This window comes from Halosimplex litoreum (assembly GCF_016065055.1).
GTDB lineage: Archaea > Halobacteriota > Halobacteria > Halobacteriales > Haloarculaceae > Halosimplex > Halosimplex litoreum.
The window spans coordinates 364629-386313 of the sequence record NZ_CP065856.1 but is presented as its reverse complement, the minus strand read 5'-3'; the positions used below and the strand labels follow the sequence as shown (position 1 = coordinate 386313).

Annotated in this window: 21 protein-coding genes; 11 read left to right on the top strand and 10 right to left on the bottom strand. The window is 69.9% G+C overall.

Features of this window, described 5'->3' with window-relative positions; translation table 11 throughout:
* Positions 1-218 precede the first annotated feature (218 nt).
* Complete coding sequence (gene ileS, locus I7X12_RS01910) at positions 219-3578, bottom strand: isoleucine--tRNA ligase (protein WP_198062206.1); 3360 nt, start codon at positions 3576-3578, stop codon at positions 219-221.
* An 846-nt stretch (positions 3579-4424) separates the two neighbouring features.
* Positions 4425-5483, bottom strand: a complete 1059-nt coding sequence (locus I7X12_RS01905; RefSeq protein WP_198062205.1) for an NAD(P)-dependent glycerol-1-phosphate dehydrogenase — start codon at positions 5481-5483, stop codon at positions 4425-4427.
* Between the two features lie 134 nt (positions 5484-5617).
* On the opposite strand from I7X12_RS01905, the gene I7X12_RS01900 reads away from it, so the two are divergent.
* Positions 5618-6550, top strand: a complete 933-nt coding sequence (locus tag I7X12_RS01900; protein ID WP_198062204.1) for a hypothetical protein — start codon at positions 5618-5620, stop codon at positions 6548-6550.
* A gap of 200 nt (positions 6551-6750) precedes the next feature.
* On the opposite strand, the gene I7X12_RS01895 is transcribed toward I7X12_RS01900, so the two are convergent.
* The 3 genes from I7X12_RS01895 to I7X12_RS01885 form a co-directional block, all read right to left on the bottom strand.
* The gene (locus I7X12_RS01895; protein WP_198062203.1) at positions 6751-6969 is read right to left on the bottom strand and encodes a hypothetical protein; all 219 of its coding nucleotides are present in this window, start codon (positions 6967-6969) and stop codon (positions 6751-6753) included.
* A complete protein-coding gene (locus I7X12_RS01890; RefSeq protein ID WP_198062202.1) occupies positions 6950-7540 on the bottom strand; it encodes a hypothetical protein in 591 nt (196 codons plus the stop codon). Before I7X12_RS01890 ends, I7X12_RS01895 begins: the two co-directional genes overlap by 20 nt.
* Positions 7541-7609: 69 nt before the next feature.
* Complete coding sequence (locus I7X12_RS01885) at positions 7610-8599, bottom strand: NAD-dependent epimerase/dehydratase family protein (protein WP_198062201.1); 990 nt, start codon at positions 8597-8599, stop codon at positions 7610-7612.
* Between the two features lie 268 nt (positions 8600-8867).
* On the opposite strand from I7X12_RS01885, the gene I7X12_RS01880 reads away from it, so the two are divergent.
* Complete coding sequence (locus I7X12_RS01880; protein WP_198062200.1) at positions 8868-9047, top strand: hypothetical protein; 180 nt, start codon at positions 8868-8870, stop codon at positions 9045-9047.
* Between the two features lie 48 nt (positions 9048-9095).
* Entirely contained in the window at positions 9096-9593 is a 498-nt protein-coding gene (locus tag I7X12_RS01875; RefSeq protein ID WP_198062199.1) for a LabA-like NYN domain-containing protein, read from the top strand.
* Positions 9594-9726: 133 nt separating this feature from the next.
* Here the strand turns inward: I7X12_RS01875 and I7X12_RS01870 are convergent, their stop codons facing one another.
* A complete protein-coding gene (locus tag I7X12_RS01870) occupies positions 9727-9912 on the bottom strand; it encodes a hypothetical protein (protein ID WP_198062198.1) in 186 nt (61 codons plus the stop codon).
* A 164-nt stretch (positions 9913-10076) separates the two neighbouring features.
* On the opposite strand from I7X12_RS01870, the gene I7X12_RS01865 reads away from it, so the two are divergent.
* From I7X12_RS01865 to I7X12_RS01855, 3 genes are all read left to right on the top strand, one after another.
* A complete protein-coding gene (locus I7X12_RS01865; RefSeq protein ID WP_198062197.1) occupies positions 10077-10553 on the top strand; it encodes a PUA domain-containing protein in 477 nt (158 codons plus the stop codon).
* A gap of 806 nt (positions 10554-11359) precedes the next feature.
* Complete coding sequence (lysA, locus tag I7X12_RS01860) at positions 11360-12601, top strand: diaminopimelate decarboxylase (RefSeq protein ID WP_198062196.1); 1242 nt, start codon at positions 11360-11362, stop codon at positions 12599-12601.
* Between the two features lies 1 nt (position 12602).
* The gene (locus I7X12_RS01855) at positions 12603-13733 is read left to right on the top strand and encodes a M20 family metallopeptidase (RefSeq protein ID WP_198062195.1); all 1131 of its coding nucleotides are present in this window, start codon (positions 12603-12605) and stop codon (positions 13731-13733) included.
* A 110-nt stretch (positions 13734-13843) separates the two neighbouring features.
* Here I7X12_RS01855 and I7X12_RS01850 read toward each other — a convergent pair whose 3' ends face one another.
* Positions 13844-14071 (bottom strand): DUF7860 family protein, encoded by a 228-nt coding sequence (locus I7X12_RS01850; protein ID WP_198062194.1) that lies wholly within the window; start codon positions 14069-14071, stop codon positions 13844-13846.
* A 98-nt stretch (positions 14072-14169) separates the two neighbouring features.
* Here I7X12_RS01850 and I7X12_RS01845 point away from each other — a divergent pair, with 98 nt between their 5' ends.
* Positions 14170-14415, top strand: a complete 246-nt coding sequence (locus I7X12_RS01845; protein WP_198062193.1) for a hypothetical protein — start codon at positions 14170-14172, stop codon at positions 14413-14415.
* A gap of 35 nt (positions 14416-14450) precedes the next feature.
* On the opposite strand, the gene I7X12_RS01840 is transcribed toward I7X12_RS01845, so the two are convergent.
* The gene (locus I7X12_RS01840) at positions 14451-15068 is read right to left on the bottom strand and encodes a phosphoribosyltransferase (protein WP_198062192.1); all 618 of its coding nucleotides are present in this window, start codon (positions 15066-15068) and stop codon (positions 14451-14453) included.
* Between the two features lie 82 nt (positions 15069-15150).
* Positions 15151-16539, bottom strand: coding sequence for an adenylosuccinate lyase (gene purB, locus I7X12_RS01835; RefSeq protein WP_198062191.1), 1389 nt, complete (start codon positions 16537-16539; stop codon positions 15151-15153).
* A 165-nt stretch (positions 16540-16704) separates the two neighbouring features.
* Here purB and purH point away from each other — a divergent pair, with 165 nt between their 5' ends.
* From purH to I7X12_RS01815, 4 genes are all read left to right on the top strand, one after another.
* Positions 16705-18318, top strand: coding sequence for a bifunctional phosphoribosylaminoimidazolecarboxamide formyltransferase/IMP cyclohydrolase (gene purH / locus I7X12_RS01830; protein ID WP_198062190.1), 1614 nt, complete (start codon positions 16705-16707; stop codon positions 18316-18318).
* A 178-nt stretch (positions 18319-18496) separates the two neighbouring features.
* Positions 18497-19330 (top strand): type IV pilin, encoded by an 834-nt coding sequence (locus I7X12_RS01825; protein WP_198062189.1) that lies wholly within the window; start codon positions 18497-18499, stop codon positions 19328-19330.
* A 137-nt stretch (positions 19331-19467) separates the two neighbouring features.
* Positions 19468-19686 (top strand): hypothetical protein, encoded by a 219-nt coding sequence (locus I7X12_RS01820; RefSeq protein ID WP_198062188.1) that lies wholly within the window; start codon positions 19468-19470, stop codon positions 19684-19686.
* Positions 19687-19785: 99 nt separating this feature from the next.
* Positions 19786-20340, top strand: a complete 555-nt coding sequence (locus I7X12_RS01815; protein ID WP_198062187.1) for an SHOCT domain-containing protein — start codon at positions 19786-19788, stop codon at positions 20338-20340.
* An 89-nt stretch (positions 20341-20429) separates the two neighbouring features.
* Here I7X12_RS01815 and I7X12_RS01810 read toward each other — a convergent pair whose 3' ends face one another.
* Complete coding sequence (locus I7X12_RS01810) at positions 20430-21434, bottom strand: hypothetical protein (protein ID WP_198062186.1); 1005 nt, start codon at positions 21432-21434, stop codon at positions 20430-20432.
* Positions 21435-21685 lie beyond the last annotated feature (251 nt).

Here is a 21685-nt window from a genome sequence, read left to right as displayed (position 1 = left end):
CGGGCGCGGTCGCTTGCGGGCGACTTCGATCCCGGTGCCCGACGGCGATTTCACGCGAAATCGGTCGGCGTCTGCCGGTCGTCAGCCCGAAGTCTGACGGCCCTTTATGCCCCGCGACGAGACACCTGCACATGCCGGGGGCGCGGCACGGTCACACGCTCCCGTTCCCCGCCTACGGCGACATCCCATCCTATCCCATCCTTCCGCGCACCGCTCGCTCAGACTCGCGAGTCCCCGGTCGGTTCCATCGCCAGCGTCACCGTCGCACCGTCGACCGCCCACTCGCGAGTACGGGCGTAACCGGCGGCGTCGCCGTCGTCGACAGCGCCGTCGTCGCGGACGGACAGGTCGTCGACCCTGACGGCGCGTCGCAGTTCGTCGGCGTGGTCGCCGACCGCCGCCGCCAGCGCGTCGTCGCCGGTGACGACCGCCAGCCGGACCCGCTCGTCGACGGCCAGGCCGAGGTCGGCGCGCATCTCTTGGGCGCGCCGAGTTACGTCCCTGACCAGCCCCTCGCCGCGGAGTCGCTCGCCGAGCGACTCGTCGACGTAGACCGTGCCGCCGCCAAAGGGGACCCGCCGGACCCCGTCGGGGACGCGCTCGGCGACCGAGACCTGTTCGGCGCTCACCGCGTAGTCGGTTCCATCGACGGCGACCGTCAGCGGCAGCGCCTCGGCCGGTCGCCCCTCGACGGCGTCGGCGACCGCTCCCGCGTCGTCGCGGAACGCCGGCCCGAGCGCGTCCATCTCGGGGACGACCACGCGCTCGCGAGCGGGGTACCGGTCGGTCAGCGCGACCGACTCGGCGTTGGTGCGGTCGGCGAGCAGCTCCCGATGGGTATCGACCGCCTCGGCGACCGTCTCGTCGTCGGTCTCGACGACGACCTCGGCGACCGGCCAGCGGTGCTTGCGGCCCATCTCCTGACGAGCGGTCGCGACGGCCCCCTCGACCGCGCGGAGCGCGCCCACCCGTTCGACCAGCGCGGGATCGTTCGGCAGACCGAGCGCGTCGGCGTCTGGCCACTCGGTCGCGTGGACCGTCGGCTCCTCCGCGTCGGCGGGCCCGTCGAGTGCCCGGTAGAGCCGTTCGGCGAGGTGCGGCGCGAACGGCGCGAGCAGCCGCACGCAGACGCCGAGGACGGTCCCCAGCGCGTCGTAGGCGGCCCGCTTGTCCGCCGTCGAGTCGGGCGCCCACACCCGGTCGCGGACCGTCTGAACGTAGTAGCGCGAGACGTCCTCGACGAGGAAGTCGAGGACGGCGTCGAGCGCGGCGTTCGGCTCGCGGTCCTCGAAGCCCGCGGTCGCCCGCTCGGTCACCTCGCGCAGGCGCGCGAGGACCCACTCGTCCGCCACCCGACGGTCGTCGGCGTCGACAGCGAGGTCGACCGCGGGCCGATAGCCGTCCTCGGCCATGAACATCGCGGCGAAGCGGACGACGTTCCACACTACGTCGAACCGCTCGCGAGTCGTCTCGACGCCGGTCATCTCGGAAGTCATCGTCACGTCCTGGCCCTGCTGTTCGTGACCGAGCAGGTGCGCCCGCAGGGCGTCGCGGCCGTGAGACGCAGCGACCTCGGGCGGCCGGAGGACGTGCCCTCTCGATTTGGACATCCCCTCGCCGTCCAGCAGCGCCCAGCCGTGCATCAGCACTTCCTCGTAGGGCGCTCGACCGGCGAACGCGACGCCCAGGTACAGCTGCATCAGGAACCACCCGCGCGTCTGGTCGTTGCCCTCGACGACGAGGTCGGCGGGCCAGTCCCCCGGACGGGGATTCTCGCTCGGGCGCTCGCGCAGGCTCGCCCACGAGGCCACCGCGGAGTCGAACCACACGTCGAGCACGTCGCCCACGCGCTCGGCCTCCCCGCCGCAGTCGGGACAGGGGACGGTCACCTCGTCGACGACCGGCCGGTGTGGATCCTCGGGCACCGCATCGAGCCCGGCGCGCTCGGCCAGGTCCGCCCGCGAGGAGACGACGGTGTCCCGGTCGCAGTCCTCGCAGTGCCAGACCGGGAGGGGACTCCCCCAGTAGCGCTGGCGGGAGACGTTCCAGTCCGGTGCGTTCTCGACGGTGTTGTGAAAACGGCCGTCGCGGGCCTCGACGGGGTACCAGGTCGTCTCTTCGACGGCCTCCAGTAGATCGGCCTTCAGGTCGGTCACGCGCACGAGCCACTGCTCGGCGGCGCGCATCACCACGTCGGTGTCGCAGCGCGGGCACTGCGGGTACTCGTGGGTGAACCGCTCGCGCCCGAGCAGCGCGCCCGCCTCGTCGAGCGCCTCGGCGACAGCCGTGCGGCCCTCGCTGTGGACCGAGAGGCCCGCGAACGGCCCCGCCTCGTCGGTGAACCGGCCGTCGAGGTCGACGGGCGAGTAAGCCGGCAGGTCGAGGTCGGCCTCGCGCGCCCGCTCGAAATCCTCGTGACCGAACCCCGGCGCCGAGTGGACGAGGCCGGTGCCGTCGCCGTCCGTCTCGACGTAGTGGGCGTCCGCGACGGTTCCGCGGGGCGTCGGGTAGTCGGGCAGTCGTTCCGCGAGCGGGTGGCGATACGTCGCCCCGACGAGGTCGCTCCCCGGGAGCGTCTCGACGACCGTGAAGTCGTCTTCGGCGACACCGAGCGCGGCCATCACGGCGTCGACGCGCTCGGCGGCGAGGTAGAGCGGGCCGTCCGCGGCGCGGTCGACGCGGTCGGCGCGGCCGGCGACCGCCCCGTCGTCTACCTCGACGGCCGCGTACTCCCCGCGCTCGTCGACGGCGACGAACTGGTTGCCGACGACGGTCCACGGCGTCGTCGTCCAGGCGACGAGGGTGCCGTCGCGGCTCGCGGCTCCGCCGTCGCCGCTCGCTCGTTCCGAGGGCTTACTTCGCTCGCCCTCGCGATCCCCTCCGCCGTCGACCAGCGGGAAGCCGACGTACACCGCGTCGACGGTGCGGTCTGCGTACTCGAGCCGAGAATCGGACACCGCCGTCTCGCAGCGCGGGCAGGTGTTGACCACCTGGTCGCCCCGCTCGACGAGTCCGCGCTCGAACAGCGCGGCGAACGCGTCCCAGACGGTGTCGACGTACTCGGCGTCCATCGTCTGGTAGACGTCGTCCCAGTCCATCCACACCGCCAGGTCGCGAAACTCCTCGTCCATCACGGCGCGCTGCTCGTCGACGAACGCCCGGCACTCGTCGACGAACCGGTCGACGCCGTACTCCTCGACCGCTCGCTTGGTCTCGAACTCGTGGTCGGCCTCGACGTTCACCTCGACGGGCAGGCCGTGGGTGTCGTAGCCCGGTCGGGCCAGCACCGCGCGACCCTGCATTCGGTGGTACCGCAACAGCGCGTCCTTGAGGACCTTCCCCCAGGCGTTGCCGACGTGCATCCGTCCGCTCGTGAACGGTGGTCCGTCGAGGAAGTAGAACGGTTCTCGGTCGCGTTCGTCGCCTCGCTCGACGGCGCGGCGCTTGGCGTACTCGTAGGCGTGGCTGGTCTCCGCGGGCGCGTCGACGCCGGGGAAGGCGTCGGCGTCCGTCCAGTGGGCTTTGACTGTCTGTTCGACCGCGTTCGGGTCGTAGTGGTCCGGTAGTCGTTCTGGCATCGATGGATGTGTCTCGTCGTGTCGGTTCGCGTGCGATACGTGGCGACTACACGAGTCGAGTCCTCGAATCAGTCGCCGCTGTCGGGTCCGTGGCTCACGGCACGAGCGGGCTCCGGCAGACGGTGAGAACGAGCGTCCGACGGGCGGACGTCTGACGAGACTGGTGTCACCGAGTGCGGACCCGTCGTGCCCCGAGAAAGTAGGTACTACGCCCCTGACGGGGCGATAATCGAGACCGCCGCGGCGGGCACGCGGTGCCGCGTCATTACCTGATGTACTCGTTTCGGTCGATAAATCGGTTTCGGGGGTGTGGGTTTCGGTGGCAGTAGACAAGGTAGGCGGAGGCGACAGCACCGCGACCGCAACGGGAACCGTGACTGCGAACAGCGTGAAAGCCCCCGCTCGCTCCGGTCGAGGGCCTCGCTGCGCGCTTCACTCGCTTCGCTCGTTCCAGTGCTTACGTCGGCAGTCTTCCCGGAGCGACCGGCCCCTTTCATTCCCACCCGCGTCGGCTGGCCGGTCAGTCTGTGCGGGCGGGAATGAAAGGGGCGACTCGTTCGGCGAACCCGGACGAAGCAAGTGACGCGGGACCGGAGGTCCCGCTAATCCGAGGCCGTAGCCCTCAGACACCGCAGGCCGAAGGCCGAGGAGCGTGGTTCGAGAGAGCGAAGCTCTCGCCCGATCCCGGAAGTCTCCGATTTCCTGAGACAGCGAGGCCCGGGAGTCGAACGAGTCGGGGCTTTCACGCTGCCTTCGGTCACTGTGGAGTCAGCGGTCGCCGTAGCGTTCGCGGTCGCTGTGGCGTTCGAACTACGACGGAATACGATGGACCGAGTAGCTCCGAAATCAAATAACGCCGGTCACGCTGGCGGCCTCTCTCGCGGCGGCTTCGCTCATGCCGTCGCCCAGAATCGTATAGCGGTCCCGAATCTCGTGGGCCGTCGTCAGCGCCTCGATGACGACCTCGTCGCCGATCCCCAGCTCCTCGGCGGTCGTGGGCGCGTCGATGCTGGCGAGCGCGTCGCGGATGTCCGTCCACTGGCCTTTCGGCCCCGAATGCAGATACTCGGTCATGATGGAGGCGACGCCGACCTGGTGGCCGTGCAGCGCGGGCTCGGGGGCGATGCGGTCCAGTTGGTGGGAGATCAGGTGTTCGGCGCCCGAAGCGGGCCGGGAGGAGCCGGCGATGGACATCGCGACGCCGGAGGAGACCAGCGCCTTCGTCACGATCCAGGCCGATTCCTCCAGCTCGGGGCGAATGGAGTCGGCGTTCTCGACGAGCATCTCGGCGGTCATCCGGGAGAGCGCGCCGGCGTACTCGTGATACTCGACGTTTTTGAGCCGATGGGCGAGCTCCCAGTCGCGAACCGCGGTGAAGTTGGAGATGATGTCGGCACAGCCGGCCGTCGTCAGCTCCCAGGGCGCGTCGGCGAGGATCTCGGTGTCGGCGACGACCGCGAGGGGTGGCTCGGCGGCGACGCTGTGGCGGGTGTCACCCTCGGGGATGGAGGCGCGGCCGGAGACGATGCCGTCGTGGCTGGCGGCCGTGGGGACGGAGACGAAGCCCTTCCCCACGTCTTCGCCGGCCATCTTGGTCACGTCGATGACCTTGCCGCCGCCGACGCCGACGAGGTAGCCCACGTTCTCGTCGGCGGCGACCTCGATGACCTCCTCGACGGCGCCGAAGGTGGCCTCCTCGATGCGAACCACCCGCGGGTCGTAGCCGGCGGCGGCGAAGCCCTCGACGACCCGGTCGCCGGCCACTTCGGCGGGCGTCGGGCTGGTGACGACCAGCGGGTCGCCGTGGAGGCGGAGTTCCTCGACGGCCGCCGCGGCGTCGTCGAGCACGCCGTGGCCGACCACGACGTTCCGCGGCAGCCGTATCCAGGTCGACTTGTCGAACATGCCGAGGTATGCGCGGTCGGCCGGCAAAACGCTTGCCGTCGCATTCGAACCACCGGCGCCGTCGATTCGACCTCGGGCTGAAGGGAGTGAACGACCGGGGCGCTTTTCTCAGACGACGATCATCTACCGTCGACATGGTCCCCACACACGTGCGAGCGCCGTTCGAGGAGCACCCGCTCGCTCGCGAGGGCGCCATCGCGGTCGCCGCGTTCGGCGCGTTCGTCATCTGGATCCACTCGCTGGGGCCGGTCGCGAGCGCGCTCCAGTCGGTCGTCCGTCCGGGCGCGTTCGCCGCGACGGGCCTCGGCAGTCTGGCCGCCACCGGGCTGACCAACAGCGCCGTCGTCGTCGCCGGGGCAGTCGCGTTCACCGCCGCCTACGCCAGGGTCAGGGGCCGCTCGGTTCCGCTGTCGCTTCCCGACCGGTCGGACCTACCGCTGGTCGCCGCCGTCGCGGTGGCGCCCGTCGCGGCGGTCGCGGTCGTCGCACTCCTGGCCGGGGTGACGGGGACGAGCCTGGCGGCGTTGACGGGGTCGTCGTACGCCCCCGGCGTCGACCCGGTCGGCCCCGCGACGGTCACGGGGCTGGTCCTGGCGCTGGGGCTCCCCGTCTACGTCCTCGTCGCGCACGCGCTCGTCCAGCGGACGCTCCGGTCGGCCGCGCGGCCGTCCGTGGCGATCGGACTGACGACGCTTTTGATCGGGACGATCGGACCGACGGATCTGGTCTCCTCGGGCCGGCCGCTGCAAGTCGCGGCCGTGACGCTGTCGCTCGTCGCCGCGATCGCGATCCCCGTCTTCGCCGCCGAGGCGTTCGACCGCGCGTGGCTGTCCGCGTTCTGTGCCGTCCCGCTCGCGGTCTTCGCCGCCGCCGTCGTGATCCAGTGGGCCACCGGCTTCGACGGCGTCGCTGGGGCGGCGCTCGGCCTCGCGGAAGTCGGGCTCGTGGCGGTCAGTGCCTACGCCTACGAGCGGACCGACTCGCTGCTCCCGCCGGCGCTGGCCTACGCGGCGTTCGTCGGCGCGCGGGATGGCCTCTCCTTCCTCGTCGGCACCGGCGCGATCTGAGCGCCGCCGCTCACAGCGTATCGAGCACGCCAAGCACGCGCTCCTCGGCCTCCCGCTCGGGCCCTTGCTGGGCCTCGTCGGCCTCGCGCTCCGGTATCGCGTCGATAGGTGCTGGTAGCCGGGTCGGTTCGCGTCGCAGATACTCTGTGACCGTCCCGAGAAGTGAGATGGCCGTCGCCGGTGACTGGCTCGCCCGGGCGTCACTCGTCGAGAAGCGAAGACTCCCGCAGTTGGTCGATGTCGGGGCGTTCGTGCTCGTGATGGCGGGCGGACGCGAGCTGAGAGTCGACCAGTTTGTTCACCTGTTCGCCCCAGTCGTCGTCGGGGTTCGTCCGGACGTACTCGGCCCACCGCCGGATCTCGGCTCGCCGTAACTCGCGGTTTCGAGCGTGTTTCTCCTCAAGATCTGAGTTTGTCATATTCCTCTTCGACGCCCAGTGTTTCTACGTATCCTTCGAGCTGGCGCGTGTTAAGACTGTTCCCGGCGACTTCGTAGAGATACAGCGCGTCTTCGAAGTCCTTCTGCGCACCCATGCTCAGTTTGTACGCGATCTGAAATTCGAGCGAGCCGACGGTGATCTCCGTCCCGCGGAGCGAAACCTGAATCGTGTTCCGGAGTGACGTTCGGTCGTACTCGTCGCTCGCGAATTTCAGCTCGACGTTCGGGACGCGGTGTCCGTGTTCCGCGACGCGGAGCGGCAGGTCGTCGGAGAGCGTCTCGAAGAGGCTATCGAGTGGCATCGCTGACCCCCAGTATCCACGCTCTCGCAGTTCATCCGAGAGTCGCGTCGCGACCCTTTCGTCGAACCGTTCGGTGATCACGTCGATGTCCTCCGTCGCGCGACTCCGACCGAAGAGAACGGCGACGTATCCGCTCACGACGACGTAGTCGACCCCCACGCGTTCGAGCGTATCGACGACATCCACGACCAGTTCGTCGAGCTCACTCAGCGGTTTGTCGATAACGACCCCGTCGTCGGTGAACTCCATCCGTATGGCCCGTTCCGGCAGCACTCTCATAATAGTACGGTCCGTCGACGTTCGTCGGCGATGCCGCGGTCACAGCGTATCGAGCACGCCCAGCACCCGCTCCTCGGCCTCGCGATCGGGCCCTTGCTGGGCCTCGTCGGCGTCCCGCTCGGGCGTCGCCTCGACGGCCTTGGCCACCGCCTCCGCGGGCGGCTGCGGCTCCCACCCGAGCGACCGGAGTTTGGTCGTGTCCAGTACGTGCGGCGGGTCGCGATACAGCGGGAAATCGGACGGTTCCAACCCGCCGGCGGCGAGTTCGCGCTCGCCCGCGGCGACGATATCCACGTCGGTCACGAGAGTATCGGCGACCGTCTCGACGGTTTCTCGCAGGGTCTGGAGCGTCCAGTCGCCGACGTTGTAGGCTTCACCGGGGTCGCCCTCCTCGGCGACGACGCGGAGGGCGCGGGCGACGTTCTCGACGCTCACGCGGTGCCAGAGGTTCGTGCCGTCGCCGGGCACCAGCACGCGGTCGTAGTTGGCGACCCGCTGGACCCAGTAGTCGAAGCGTCGAGTGTAGTCGTGGGGGCCGTAGACGACGCACGGGCGGAGACTCATCGCGTTCACGCCCTCCTCCGCGGCGGCGAAGACGGCGCGGTCGCCCTCGGCTTTGCGCGCCCCGTAGGTCGCGCCGGAGTCGTCGGTCGCCTGCTCGTCGCTGCAGGGTTCGAGGGCGGTCTCGCCCTCCCGCTTGGGCACTTCCTCCGCGCCGTAGGCGGCGCCGCTGGAGACGTAGACGTAGGCGTCGACGTCGTCGAAGACGCGGGTCGCGGTCCGAACGTCGCCGGGGTGGTACGCCACCAGATCGACGACCACCTCGGGGTCGAGAGCGGCCGCATCGGCCAGATCGCCATCGTCGGTGCGGTCGCCCCGGAGGTGGTCGATCCCCTCGTCGTCGGCGAACGGGCTCTCGTGTTCGCCGCGGTGGAAGACGGTCACGTCGTAGCCGGCGTCGCGGAACTCGCGGACAGCGCGGCGGCCGATGAATCGAGTGCCGCCGACGAACAGCGCCTGTCGGGTCATATCCCGGATTCGTCGCTGACCCGGTTAAACCCGGTGACCCCGGCTGGCGAGTCCGCCTCGATTCGGACCGCCACCCCGGCTCGGGGTCCAGCTCGGAGATCCCTACTGGGCACCGGTCGCCACCGTCCCGGTACGACGCCCGCCGGTTACTGGCGCCGCTGTACGCCTGTCTCGCTCTCGGGAGCGATCGCGGCAGGGTGTCGAATTTAGAGATCTGAGGAGTGTTAAACGGTGAATAACAACAGTGGTTCGGGTGCGAGTGCCGTCCATGAACTGCGCGAACTGCGAGACGGACGGCCCGCCGGCGTACACGCTCCGGGCGCACGTCGACAGCCGTGACGACGGCGACGCGACTGTGGACGAGCAGACGGCTCGGACGGACGGGGGCGCGAGCGCGACCGTGGACTTGCCCTTCTGCTCGCTGGAGTGTCTCACGGCCTGGACCTGACCGGGACCGAGCCAAAGAGCTATCCGAGCGGGCGCGCCACCAATCGGCATGGAAAACGTCCATCCCGGACAGCGCGTCGCGGTGCTCGCGGACGCGCAGAACCTCTATCACAGCGCCCGGAGCCTCTACACGCGCAACATCGACTACGCCTCCCTGCTCGACGCCGCCGTCGCCGACCGCCAGCTGACACGCGCCGTCGCCTACGTCATCCGCGCCGACGCCCCCGAGGAGGAGTCCTTTTTCGACGCGCTCGTCGACATCGGCTTCGAGACCCGTATCAAGGACATCAAGACCTTCGGCGACGGGTCGAAGAAGGCCGACTGGGACGTGGGCATGAGCCTCGACGCGGTCACACTGGCCAACCACGTCGACACCGTCGTCCTCGCCACCGGCGACGGCGACTTCTCGCGGCTCTGTTCGCACCTGCGCCACGAGGGCGTCCGCACCGAAGTAGTGGCCTTCCGGGAGTCGACCGCCGAGGAACTCGTCGCCGCCGCCGACGACTTCACCGACATGAGCGAGGACGTCGAACGCTTCCTCCTCTGAGGTGGTCTCCACCGAGGCTGTCGCTTTGGATTCGTCCGACTCGGACCGAGAGACACTAGCAGTGAACTACGCACGACAGGAGCGGCGAGAGAAACCGGCAGAATCAGAGACGGTGAACGACGTCCTGCGCCGTTCAGACCGGTCGACCCGGGTCCGAGGTGCCGACGAGTAGTGCGCCGGCGGCGAGGCCGAGCGACCCCGCGGCGATGGCGACGACCGGGACGGCGACGCCGAGCGTCCCCGGCCCGAAGATGAGGACCGTGCTGATCGCCAGCAGCACGACTCCGAACGCGACTTTCCGTGTATCGGTCTCTGTCATCGTATCGGTGTTTCGTAATCGCTCCGTATAAATTCTCCTGAAACCGCGTCACACAGATATGATCGATCGTGATAGAATCGAGGTACGTAGGTGTGTGGTAACACGGTCCACGGGCGGACGGGAGTGAGACAGATACAAGATGGGCTGGGGCGAACGGAGGGGCGATGGACGACGAGGACCGGTCGATGCTGACGCGGGTGGCCGACTACCAGTGGGGTCGCGACGCTGGGGCGGCGCTGTTCGGTGGGGGCGACCCCGAAGTGACCCACACCAGTTCCGGGCGGCCGCGACAGGTACTCGCGGACGATGGACGATTGGTCACTTACGCGACCGACGGGCGGTTCACCCTCGGCGTGGCCGGCGGGCGACGGCTGCACGACGGCCTGTCCGACGGGCGCTACCGCGTCGTCGTCGGCGACGAGAGCGAACCGTTCGTCCGCGACGAGCGCAACGTCTTCGCCAAGTTCGTCTCGACGGCCGACCCCGAGATCCGCCCGGGCGACGAGGTGCTGGTGACCCACGAGCGCGGGGAGGTACTCGCCGTCGGTCGCGCCGAGCTGAGCGGCGCGGGCATGGCCGACTTCGAGACCGGCATGGCCGTGTTCGTCCGCGACGGTGCCGAAACGGACGGCGACGACTGAGCTTCCGTCTCGCTCGGTTCGTGTTGCTCGTTGCGCGAGCGTTCCAGTCAAGTACCTCGTGAAAGAAACGGACACGACAGCGACCGCACTCGACAGCAGACATTGAAAGCCCTCGCCGCGCTCACTCACGGCTCACTCCGTTCGCCGTTCGCCTGACGAGGCCTCCCTCCGGTCGGCCTCGCTCTCGCGGTCGCTGAAGCGAGATATCCGCGCTCTCCGCACCGCCCGCGCGGATAGTGCCCGCTCAGGCGACTGCGGGCGCGAGCAGGGCGGTCGGCGGAGCCGACCGTTGCAGGCCGTGGCGGCTGCGCCGCCACGCGCGCCTCGCCCTTTCAGTCCGCCAGGACCGCGCAGCACCACGACCGCCCCGCACAGCGACCGCCCCGCACAGCGACCGCCCCGCACAGCGACCGCCCCGCACAGCGACCGCCCCGCACAGCGACCGCAGACGGCCACACACCTCCCCAGCCGATTCCTTCGCTCGCTGCACTCGCTCAGTCATCCCTCGCACGGCTTCGTCTCGCGGCCTCGCTGTCGCTCGGCACGCTCGACAGCGTGCGCCACAGCAATCGCTCACTCTCTCACCTCGACTGAGCATCCGCGCGAGCGGAACGAGCGCGGTTCACCGCATCGAGGCCGAAGGCCGAGATGCGGCCTGTCTCGTGAGCGAAGCGAACGAGACCTCGTCAGAACTTGCTCTGACGGTGTTTTCACCCATGTTTTTGGCGAGGGGGTCGCCAGTGGCGACCCCCTCGCGAAAAAGATGGTTCGCAACGCTTGTATCGCGGCGTGCCTGTGTACCGGCAATGAGCCATTCTTCGCCCGCCGTCCGTCGCGTCGCGGACTGGGACTTCGACCAGCTGTCGTCGCTGGCGGCCGAACACGGGACGCCGCTGTACGTCGTCGACCTCGATCGAGTCGCGGAGAACTACGAGCGGTTCGCGTCGGCGTTCCCCGACGCCCACGTCATGTACGCCGCGAAGGCCCACACCGGCCGCGCAGTGCTGGAGACGCTGCTCGACGCCGGCGCCGATATCGAGTGTGCGGCCCGCGGGGAACTCCAGCGAGCCATCCAGGCCGGTGCCGACCCCGACACGCTCCAGTACACGGCGGTCAATCCGCCCGATGCCGACCTGGACTACGCCGCCGAGCTGGGCGCCGACCACCCCGGGTTGACGGTCACGGGCGGCGCCCGGGACACGTTCGACCGGCTGGAGGCGCGGGGGTACGACGGGCGCGTCGCCATCCGGGTCAACCCCGGGATCGGTACCGGCCACCACGAGAAGGTCGCGACGGGCAAGGACGCCAAGTTCGGGATCCCGTACGACGAGGTCGCCGAACTGGCCGAGGACCTCCGCGAGCGGTTCGACCTCGTGGGGCTGCACGCCCACGTGGGGTCGGGCGTGCTGCACGACGACCTCGAAGACCACTGTCGGGCCATCGCGAAGGTGGCCGATCTGGCCCGGGAGGTGGATGACGCCGACCTGGAGTTCGTCGACTTCGGCGGCGGGTTCGGCGTCCCCTACCGCGAGGACGAGGAACCGCTGGACATGGACGTCGTCGGCGAGAAGGTCCGAGAGGCCGTCGGCGACCTGGCGGCGCAGATCAAGCTCGAACCCGGCCGCTACGTCGTCGCCGACAGCGAAGTGATCCTGACGGGAGTGAACACGGTCAAGGAAACGCCGGAGGCGACCGTCGTCGGTGTCGACGCGTCGCTGGCGACGCTGATCCGGCCGGCGATGTTCGACTCCTATCACCCCATCGCGAACGTCTCGGCGCCCGACCGGGCGGTCGAGCCCGTCGCGGTCGGCGGGCCCTGTTGTACGAGCGCGGACGTGTTCTGTACGGACCGACCGGTGGCGCGTCCGGAGCGCGAGGACCTGCTCGCGATCGGCAACGCGGGCGCCTACGGCTACGAACTCGCGAACCAGTTCCACTCCCAGCCCCGCCCCGCCGAAGTCGCCGTCGAGGGCGGCGAGCCGCGGGTCGTCCGCCGACGGGAGACGATGGACGACGTGACCCGGGTCGAGCGCGAGGCCGAGGAGTAACATGCCGTTCGACGCCATCGACTTCCACGAGCGGGCGGTCCGGACCGACTCGTCCGAGTCCGTCGCGGAGATGCGCGGGCTGCTGGTCGAGACGCTCGAACGCAACGGTGCCGAGCCCGTCGTCGACGAGGCCGGAAACACGCTCGCGACACGGACGGGCGAGGGGTACGAGTCCGGGGATACCGCGGTCGAGAGCGGTACCGACGCGGCGGACGACACCCACCTCGTCCTGAACACGCACATCGACACGGTCCCGCCCCACGTCCCCTTCGCCGAGCGCGAGGACGGCGACGTCGTGGAGGGACGGGGTGCCTGCGACGCGAAGGGGCCGCTCGCGGCGCTCGTCGACGCGTTCCTCGGCGCGGGCGTCGGCGACGGGAATCGGCTGACGCTGGCGATCACGCCCGACGAAGAGACGGTCCAGACCGGTGCCGCCCACCTCGCGGGGTCGCTCGACGCCGACGGCTTCGTCGTCGGCGAGCCCACGGGGCTGGACGTGTGCAACGCCGCCCGCGGCCAGTACGAGGGGACGATCACCGTCGCCGGTGCCGCGGCCCACGCTGCCACGCCCGACAGCGGTGCGAACGCGATCCGAGCGATGGCGCCGATCCTGCAGGCGATGGAAACCTACGACGACGAGCGAGGTCCTGGGGCCCACGAGTCGCTCGGGCGCCCGACGCTCACGCCGACCGTGATCGACGGCGGGGAGGTCTCGAATCAGGTCCCCGAGGCGTGTACCCTCACGTTCGACCGGCGACCGGTCCCGCCCGAGACGCCCGCGGAGTTCGAGGCCGGACTGGCAGCGCACCTCTTGGAGTGGGTGCCCTCGGGGATGGATCTGGACGTGGCGCTCTCTCCGCGGGAGACGCCGTTCTTGGCCGCGTTCGCGACCGACCGAGACGAGCCGCTCGTCGAGGCGCTTTCGGCCGCGAGCGGCGGGGCGGTGCGGCCGTTCGGCGCCGCGACGGAGGCCTCGTACTTCGCCGAGCACGCGCCGACCGTCGTGTTCGGTCCCGGCGACCTGGCGGACGAGGCGGGCGCCGTCGCGCACAGCGAGCGCGAGTACGTCCGCCGCGAGGACGTTCGGGCGGCCGCGCGAGCCGTCCGCGACGCCGTCGACGGGCTCCTGTAGCCGGGCGAGCGGGTGCCGGCCGTCTCGTAGAGACCGTCACTCGCGGACGGCTCACGGCTCGCTGCGCTCACCGTTCGCTGTTCCCAGGCGCTCGCTTCGCTCACGCCTCGCTACTCGACCAACGGGGCGACGACTCCGAACAGAAGCGGCGAAAACAGTCCGAGCGCGATACCCAGTACTTCCATATCGAACAGCAGCGTCTGCTCCCAGCCCGGCAGTCCGCCGAAGACCACGGAGCCGACGATCTCGCCCAGCCCGCCGACGGCGAACAGCGCGACGCCGAGGAAGAACCCGGTCTTGGCCAGCTTCGGGTAGTCCCTGGTTGCGTAGTGAGACATAGGCCTCGATATCTCCGCTCGGAACAAAAATTCACCGTGAGAGTCCGTCACGTAGTATCCCGGAAACCATATGATCCGCTGTCGCATACCCGGTCTCGATGCGAGAACTCCTGCTCGGACCGGTCGCCGAGGCGCTCGGCGTGGTCCTGTACGTCGCGATCGCGGGTGCGCTGGCGGTCGTCGGCGCGCTCGCCGAACAGGCCGGATTGTCGAACCTCTCCGCTGGACAGACGACGCTGGGCCTGTGGGAGGCCGCCGTCGGCGCCGTCCTCATCTACGCGGCGCTCAACGTCGCCTACCACATCGTCCTCCCGCGGTTGCGCGGCGCCGAACCGACCGCCTGAGCGTCCGACCGCGAAGCCGACGGTCGACCCGCGGGTCACGTCAGGTACGACATCGCTTTCTCGTCGCTGACCTGGCCGAAGTTCCGGTAGTGAGCGCCGACGGCGCGGAAGCTCCGCGGCCGCTCGACGGCGACGACCTCGTCGGCCAGCGTCGCGAGTTCCTCGAGCGTGTCCGGCGGGCCGACGGGGACGGCGGCGACCAGCGACGCCGGGTCCTCGTCTCGGACCAGCCGGAGCGACGCGCGCATCGTCGCGCCGGTCGCGACCCCGTCGTCGACGATCACGACTCGCTTCCCGGCGAGGTCCGGACGCTCGCCGTCGCGGTAGGTGGCAGCCTTCTCGGCGGCGACTTCTCGTTCGCGCTCGCGTTCCTGTGCCAGGTAGCGCTCGCTCACCGAGAGCCGGTCGAGCGCGTCGTCGTTGAGCCACACCGCGCCGTCCTCGGCGACCGCACCGATCGCGAACTCCTCGTTGCGCGGCGCGCCGATCTTCGAGGCGACGACCACGTCCAGTGGCGCGTCGAGCCGGTCGGCGACCGCCCGCCCCAGCGGCAGTCCGCCGCGCGGGATCGCGAGGACGATATCGGCGGCGATACCCCGGTCTTCCAGCGCGTCGGCGAGTCGCTCGCCCGCGGCCGTCCGGTCGCGGAACATGCGTGCGGATACGTGTCACACGGTCAAAGGCCTGTGGCCGTCCGTCGCTGGGTATCGGCGTGGGTCGAGGTCGGGGTCGGACCTACTCCCGCGCGTCGTCGACGAGTTCGCTCGCGACGCCGGTGTAGCCCGCCGGCGTCAGCGCGTGCAGTTCCGCACGCACGTCGTCGTCCACGTCGAGGTCGTCGATCATCGCCTCGAAGTCGGCCATCGACACGTCGCGGCCGCGGGTCGCCTTCTTGACGTGTTCGTAGGCGTCGTCGAAGCCCTCTCGGCGGAGGATCGTCTGGACGGCCTCGCCGACGACCTCGGGGGTCGCTTCGAGGTCGTCGCGCATGACCTGTTCGTTGGGCACGACCTTCGCCAGCCCGTTCTCCAGTTTCGAGTAGCCGATGAGACAGTGGGCGAGCGCCGCGCCGATATTGCGCTTGACCGTCGAGTCCGACAGGTCCCGCTGGAGTCGCGAGGTGGTGACGTAGTCGCCGAGGAAGTGGAGATCGGAGTTGGCCTTCGAGAGGTTCCCCTCGCTGTTCTCGAAGTCGATGGGGTTGACCTTGTGGGGCATCGTCGACGACCCGGTCTCGCCCGCGGCGGCCTCCTGGCCGAGATAGCGGTCGGAGACGTAGAGCCACACGTCCAGGTCGAGGTCGAGCAGGACGTTGTTCGCGCCGCGCAGGGCGTCGAAGACGGCCGCGAGGTCGTCGCAGGGGTTGACCTGCGTCGTCAGCGGTTCGTGGTCGAGGCCCAGGTCGCCGACGAACGATTCGGAGAACGACCGCCAGTCCACGTCGGGGTACGCCGCGTCGTGGGCGGCGTAGGTGCCCGACGCGCCGGCGAGCTTGCCCGAGATCTCGTCGGTCGCGCGCTCGATGCGGCCGAGCGCGCGGCCCAGTCGCGAGGCGTAGACGGCCAGTTCCTTCCCGTAGGTCGTCGGCGTGGCGGGCTGGCCGTGGGTGCGCGCGAGCATCGGCAGATCGCGGTGTTCGCGGGCCTCCTCGACGAGGGCGTCGCGGACGTCGCGCAGCTGCGGGACCAGCACGTCTTCGACGGCGGGCTTGACGAGCAGGCGGTGGGCGAGGTTGTTCACGTCCTCGCTGGTGAGCCCGAAGTGGATCCAGTGGGCCGCGTCCAGATCCGCGGGCAGGCCCTCGCGGACGAAGTACTCGATCGCCTTCACGTCGTGGTTGGTCGCCGCGTACTCGCCGTAGCCCTCGGTCTCGATCTGTTTGATCAGGGCCGCGTCCTCGTCGTCGAACGACTCGTACAGGTCCCGGAGCTGTTCGCGCTGTCCGGCGCCGATCTCCAGGGGCGTCTCGGGCAGGTCGGCCAGCGCGACCAAGTACTCGACCTCGACGCGAGTGCGCGCCCGCATGAGCGCCTTCTCGCTGGCGTAGTCGACCAGCGGTTCGGTGTACCGTGCGTAGCGTCCGTCGAGCGGCGAGACGGCCCGCAGCGGCGATCGGTCGGTCATGCTCGCCCGTGCGGTGAGTCGACCAAAGAGCGTGTCGGTCGGCGGTCGCCGCCGCCCGCGGCGGACCGACCCGTCGGTCCCGTCTCGGAGCGACCGTGTCGACAGTGTCGACTGTGTCCCGGCCTATTCGCAACTACTTTGCGCGGCCGCGGCGGGGCTTCGAACATGAAACTCGCAGGGATGGCGAGCAACCGCGGGCGGAACCTGTTGAACATCGCGGACCGGGCCCCCGGGGGCGCCGAGTTTTCGGTTATCCTCACGAACGACGCCGACGCGCCCGTCCTCGACGCGGCGGCAGAGCGGGAGATTCCGACGGAGGTCGTCGAGCGCGGCGATGGCGAGGATCGGCGCGACCACGAGGAGCGCGCCCTCGACGCCCTCGCCGACTACGACTTCGACCTGGTGACGCTGGACGGCTACATGCGCCTGCTCTCCGAGACCTTCCTCGACGAGGCGCCGACGACGCTGAACGTCCACCCCTCCTTGCTGCCCGCCTTCCCCGGCATGGACGCCTGGGGCGACGCCCTGGAGTACGGTGCGGACGTAGTCGGGTGCACCGTCCACGTCGTCACCGACGCAATCGACGACGACGGCGAGATCGTCGAGGAAGCGGTCGACGGCGGCCCCGTCGTCACCCAGGAGCCGATCCCCGTCTACGAGGGCGACGACGAGGACGACCTCAAAGACCGCGTCCTCTACGAGGGCGAGTTCACGGCCTACCCGCGCGCCGTGAAGTACTTCGCGGAGGACCGCGTCACCGTCGACTACGAGGCGAACCGGGCCGCCGTCGAGGGGACGAGCGGCGGTGACCTCCCGACGCGGCTGTTCAGCTCCGAGGACCGCGCGGCGGACCTGCGCTACGGGGAGAATCCCCACCAGGACGCCGCGGTCTACGCCGACAGCACGGTCGAGGAAGCCAGCGTCGTCGGCGCCGACCAGCTGAACGAGGGCGCCAAGGCGCTGTCGTACAACAACTACAACGACGCCGACGGCGCCCTGAATCTCATCAAGGAGTTCGACGAGCCCGCCGCGGCGGTCATCAAACACACCAACCCCGCGGGCTGTGCGACCGCCGACACCCTGGCCGACGCCTACGCCGACGCCCTGTCGACCGACCCCAAGAGCGCCTTCGGCGGCATCGTCGCCCTCAACCGCGAGTGCGACGAGGCCACGGCCGAGCAGATAATCGACTCGTTCAAGGAGGTCGTCGTCGCGCCCGGCTACACCGACGCCGCCCTGGAGACGCTGTTCGAGAAGGACAACCTCCGCGTGCTGGACGTCTCAGACCGGTACGACGTGACCGAGACCGTCACCGAGAAGAAGCTCGTCGGCGGGCGGCTCGTCCAAGAACGGGACACCCAGGCGCTCACCCCCGACGACCTAGAGGTCGTCACCGAGCGCGAGCCGACCGACGAGCAGGTCGAGGCCATGCTGTTCGCCTGGCAGACGATCAAGCACGTCAAATCGAACGCCATCGTCTTCGCGAAGGGAACCGAGACCGTGGGCGTCGGCGCCGGCCAGGTCTCCCGCGTCGACGCGGTCGAGATCGCCGACATGAAAGCCGAGAAGGACGCCGAGGGTAAGGACGCCGAGGGCGCGGTCATGGCCTCGGACGCCTTCTTCCCGTTCCCGGATGGGATCGAGAAGGCCGCCGAAGCGGGCATCGAAGCGGTCATCCAGCCCGGCGGCTCGAAGAACGACGACATCGTCACCGAAGCCGCCGACGAGCACGACATCGCGATGGTCATGACGGGCCAGCGCGCGTTCAGGCACGATTGAACTCCCGCGAGTGAGTGCCTGGAACTCGTCAGAGCGTGCTCTAGCGGTGGTTCCGCCACGGCTGACTGATTTCGCGCCGTCGCGGCTCTCACGGATCGTCCCGAACGCCTTCGACGGCGTTTCGCGAAGCTGAAACGGGGCCGCTGGTTTCAACTGTCGGGAGTCTCGTGAGTTCGCCGTGGACAGTCGAGCGGGACGGCGTGCGGTCTCGCCGGTGATCGGGACGGTGCTGCTGGTCGCGATAGCCGCTCTGTTGGCGTCGGTCGCGGCCTACGTCGCCTTCGGCGCGACCGAGCGCAACGAGCCCGCCCCGGAGGTGGTCGTGGAGATCGAACCGGTCGAGCGGCCGGGCGCCTACGACCTCGAACTCACCGACGGCGAGCGCCTGGACGGTGAGAAGGTCGAGATCCGCGGTGGCGCCGACGAGAACGCCCTGCGGAATCGGGACCTCCTCGCGGGCGACAGCGTGACTGTCTTCCCCGTCCGCGAGCGGCTCCGGCTGGTCTGGTTCGGCGAACGCGACACGAGTTACGTCCTGCGGGAGTTCGAGGTGGAGCCGGATCTGCCCGACATCGACGAGAACTGTCCGTGGGTCCAGCGCGAGACCAACGGCGGCACGTCGTCGGTATCGATCGAAAACACCGTCGTCGACTGCGACGTGGTGACCGACGGAAACATCGTCCTGGAAGCGGGAGGGACCGTCGTCGGTCGGGTGGTGAGTGAGGCTAACAGCGTGGATATCGACACCGGACTGACGGTCTACGGGCCGGTCGTCGCCGGCGACGACGTCGCGATCGACGGGAGCGAGGTCGCCGGCGACGTGCGCGGCCCCGACGTAGACATCGATACTACGACCGTCTACGGCTCGGTCGAGAGCGCCGAGCAGGTCGACCTCGACGGCGTCACTGTCACCGGGCACGTCTACGCGCCGAGCCTCTCGTGTTCCGACAGCACGACGATCGGTGGCCGGCCCTGCTCGGGCTACACGCCCAGAGACCCCGACGACTACTGAGCGAGTGGGGCGACCCAGCGCGGCCGAGTCGGTCAGACGCTCGCCGACCGGACGACTGACCGCCCGCTGGGCCGACCGATACGCCACGACTTACCGCGCCAGCCAGGTCGGAACCGGCGGGCGGGATGCCCGCTGGTGTGACACCTTCTGCCCGCACCTACGGCGCCTGGGGCGACACCTGGCTGGCCGAGCAGGTCGTCGACTGGCTCGAGACGGGAGGGTGGACGGCTACAGACGTCGCGTCGCCCCTTCAGTCGGTCGCGCTCGTCGAGGCGGCCATCGAGAGCAGCGAGCGCGACGAGGGTGTCGACCCGCGGGTGCCGCTCGCCGAGGCCCGCGAGTCCGTCGAGCCGTAGCGGTCCCGTCGTCTTCGACTTCCCTGGGCCTCCCGTCGGAGATCGCCGGGCGGCGGCCCGGCCGTTGTGCTTAGGTACGCTCGTCCCGTGGTCGCGGACATGGGACTGACCGAGTGGGCCAGCGACCACCTGCTGGCGACGGTCGCGGTCTCGCTCGCCTTCCTCACGCTGAGCGTCGTCTCCGTTCTGGGCGTCGCCGGCTGGCTGCTCGCGGCCGTCCTGGGTCTGGGTGGCGCCGGGACCCTCGGCTCGCTGTTGCCGCTGTTCGTCGCCGGGCTCGTCGTCGGGGTGCCGCTGTCCGTCGTCGGCCTGGTCGCCGCCGCCGCCGGCCTCGCGTCGCGGGCCTCGTCGGCCGTCAGCGGGACGACCGAGGTGGCGGGGATCCGCCTCGGCCGCGTCGCCTCCTACGTCGAACGGGAGAACAGGTACGCCCGGATGGTCGGCCTCGCGGACCTCGTCGAGAACTTCGACACCCGCTCGGCCGAGCGACGGGCCGACGACCGCACCGAGCGGCTCAAGGAACGCTACGTCGAGGGCGAGATCTCCGACCACGAGTTCGAACGGCGGCTACAGACGATCCTCGACGAGGAGGGCGTCCAGCGCGAGGGCGTCTCCGCTATCGACGACGAACTCCACGCCACCGAACGCAACTGAGTTCGACGCCGGCGACCCGTCTCGGGCCACCGGGTTCGACCCGCGCCGCGGAGCGAACGGGTCGGGGACCGAAGCGCCGCGAGCTAGTTTCAGTCGTTCGCGGAGTCGCCCGATTCGACACGGACGTCCGCGGGGACCCGCGGCTCCCGCGGGAGGTCGACCGACCGCGGTTCGAACTCGTAGGTGAACCCGTATCTCCGGTCGTTTCCGTCGGCTCGGGAGACGATGCGTTCCGTGGCCGAACGGATCACTCCGTCGGTCGTGATCCGAACCGTCGCGTTGTACGCCGCGACGTTCTCGGCGGCGTACAGTTGTCCGCCCGCGTATCGGTCGGCGCGAAGCGTCACGACCGTGGCGTCGTCCCGGTCGTCGACGTCGGCGACGGTGAAGTTGCCGCGTCGGAGCGCTCCCCGGAGCGGGTTCGTGGCCGTCGAGAGACTGCGGAGCGACCGGTCGAACAGTGCCGTTCGGTTGCGCGTGTTGTCGAGCGTGACGTTCCCACCGGCGACGGTGTACTGTCTGACGACCGTCCCGTTCGCGGCGATGACCGACGTCCTGTTCTCCGTCTCGGTCCCGCTCGCGCGCCGCGACTGGGACACGTACCGAACCCGCGTGAGGTTCGGCCCGGCCGCCACTCGCACCGACGCGAGGATCGAGGTGTTTCGAACCGTCGTATTCGTGGTGTGAGTCACGACGCCCGGCGTCTCGGCCGCGTTCGCCTGGTGGGTCCGGACCACCCGCGTCACGTTACGGACGCCGGTGTCGGCCAGTCCCGCCGGAAGCCGGTCGGGGGAGGGCGACGCGGTCGGCGACGGTGTCGCCGTCGGCGTCGGTGAGGCTGTCGCCGTCGGCGTCGATGCGGGCGTTTCCGTCGGCGTCGATGCGGGCGTTTCCGTCGGTGCGGGCGACGGTGTCGCCGTCGGCGTCGCTGTCACCGTCGGTGTCTGTGTGGCCGAGTCCGTCGGGACCGAGGGTTCGGTCGCCGAAGGAGCCGGCGATTCGGTACCGGAGAGAGTGCTACAGCCCGACAGGACGACGAGCAGGAGCAGTCCGACCGCTACGGCCGTGCTTCGCGGCTGTCTGATGGAGGGCATGCGCCGGGTGCTATCGACGTCGAAAGCAAAAGTGTCGCGATCCCGTGCCGTCGGCTCGTTCCCCGCCTCCGGAAATCTTCGACCTTCGGGACCGGGCGAGCGGTTCGCTCTCTCGAACCACGCGACGTATCCGCGCCCTCCGCACCGCTCGACAGCACGCGCCGACCGCACCGCTCGACAGCACGCGCCGACCGCACCGCTCGACAGCACGCGCCGACCGCACCGCTCGACAGCACGCGCCGACCGCACCG

Excerpts from the sequence above, each read along its gene's own strand:
- ileS (WP_198062206.1), bottom strand. The coding sequence starts at position 3,578 with ATGCCAGAACGACTACCGGACCACTACGACCCGAACGCGGTCGAACAG.
- I7X12_RS01905 (WP_198062205.1), bottom strand. The coding sequence starts at position 5,483 with ATGTTCGACAAGTCGACCTGGATACGGCTGCCGCGGAACGTCGTGGTC.
- I7X12_RS01900 (WP_198062204.1), top strand. The coding sequence starts at position 5,618 with ATGGTCCCCACACACGTGCGAGCGCCGTTCGAGGAGCACCCGCTCGCT.
- I7X12_RS01895 (WP_198062203.1), bottom strand. The coding sequence starts at position 6,969 with ATGACAAACTCAGATCTTGAGGAGAAACACGCTCGAAACCGCGAGTTA.
- I7X12_RS01890 (WP_198062202.1), bottom strand. The coding sequence starts at position 7,540 with ATGGAGTTCACCGACGACGGGGTCGTTATCGACAAACCGCTGAGTGAG.
- I7X12_RS01885 (WP_198062201.1), bottom strand. The coding sequence starts at position 8,599 with ATGACCCGACAGGCGCTGTTCGTCGGCGGCACTCGATTCATCGGCCGC.
- I7X12_RS01880 (WP_198062200.1), top strand. The coding sequence starts at position 8,868 with ATGAACTGCGCGAACTGCGAGACGGACGGCCCGCCGGCGTACACGCTC.
- I7X12_RS01875 (WP_198062199.1), top strand. The coding sequence starts at position 9,096 with ATGGAAAACGTCCATCCCGGACAGCGCGTCGCGGTGCTCGCGGACGCG.
- I7X12_RS01870 (WP_198062198.1), bottom strand. The coding sequence starts at position 9,912 with ATGACAGAGACCGATACACGGAAAGTCGCGTTCGGAGTCGTGCTGCTG.
- I7X12_RS01865 (WP_198062197.1), top strand. The coding sequence starts at position 10,077 with ATGGACGACGAGGACCGGTCGATGCTGACGCGGGTGGCCGACTACCAG.
- lysA (WP_198062196.1), top strand. The coding sequence starts at position 11,360 with ATGAGCCATTCTTCGCCCGCCGTCCGTCGCGTCGCGGACTGGGACTTC.
- I7X12_RS01855 (WP_198062195.1), top strand. The coding sequence starts at position 12,603 with ATGCCGTTCGACGCCATCGACTTCCACGAGCGGGCGGTCCGGACCGAC.
- I7X12_RS01850 (WP_198062194.1), bottom strand. The coding sequence starts at position 14,071 with ATGTCTCACTACGCAACCAGGGACTACCCGAAGCTGGCCAAGACCGGG.
- I7X12_RS01845 (WP_198062193.1), top strand. The coding sequence starts at position 14,170 with ATGCGAGAACTCCTGCTCGGACCGGTCGCCGAGGCGCTCGGCGTGGTC.
- I7X12_RS01840 (WP_198062192.1), bottom strand. The coding sequence starts at position 15,068 with ATGTTCCGCGACCGGACGGCCGCGGGCGAGCGACTCGCCGACGCGCTG.
- purB (WP_198062191.1), bottom strand. The coding sequence starts at position 16,539 with ATGACCGACCGATCGCCGCTGCGGGCCGTCTCGCCGCTCGACGGACGC.
- purH (WP_198062190.1), top strand. The coding sequence starts at position 16,705 with ATGAAACTCGCAGGGATGGCGAGCAACCGCGGGCGGAACCTGTTGAAC.
- I7X12_RS01815 (WP_198062187.1), top strand. The coding sequence starts at position 19,786 with ATGGGACTGACCGAGTGGGCCAGCGACCACCTGCTGGCGACGGTCGCG.
- I7X12_RS01810 (WP_198062186.1), bottom strand. The coding sequence starts at position 21,434 with ATGCCCTCCATCAGACAGCCGCGAAGCACGGCCGTAGCGGTCGGACTG.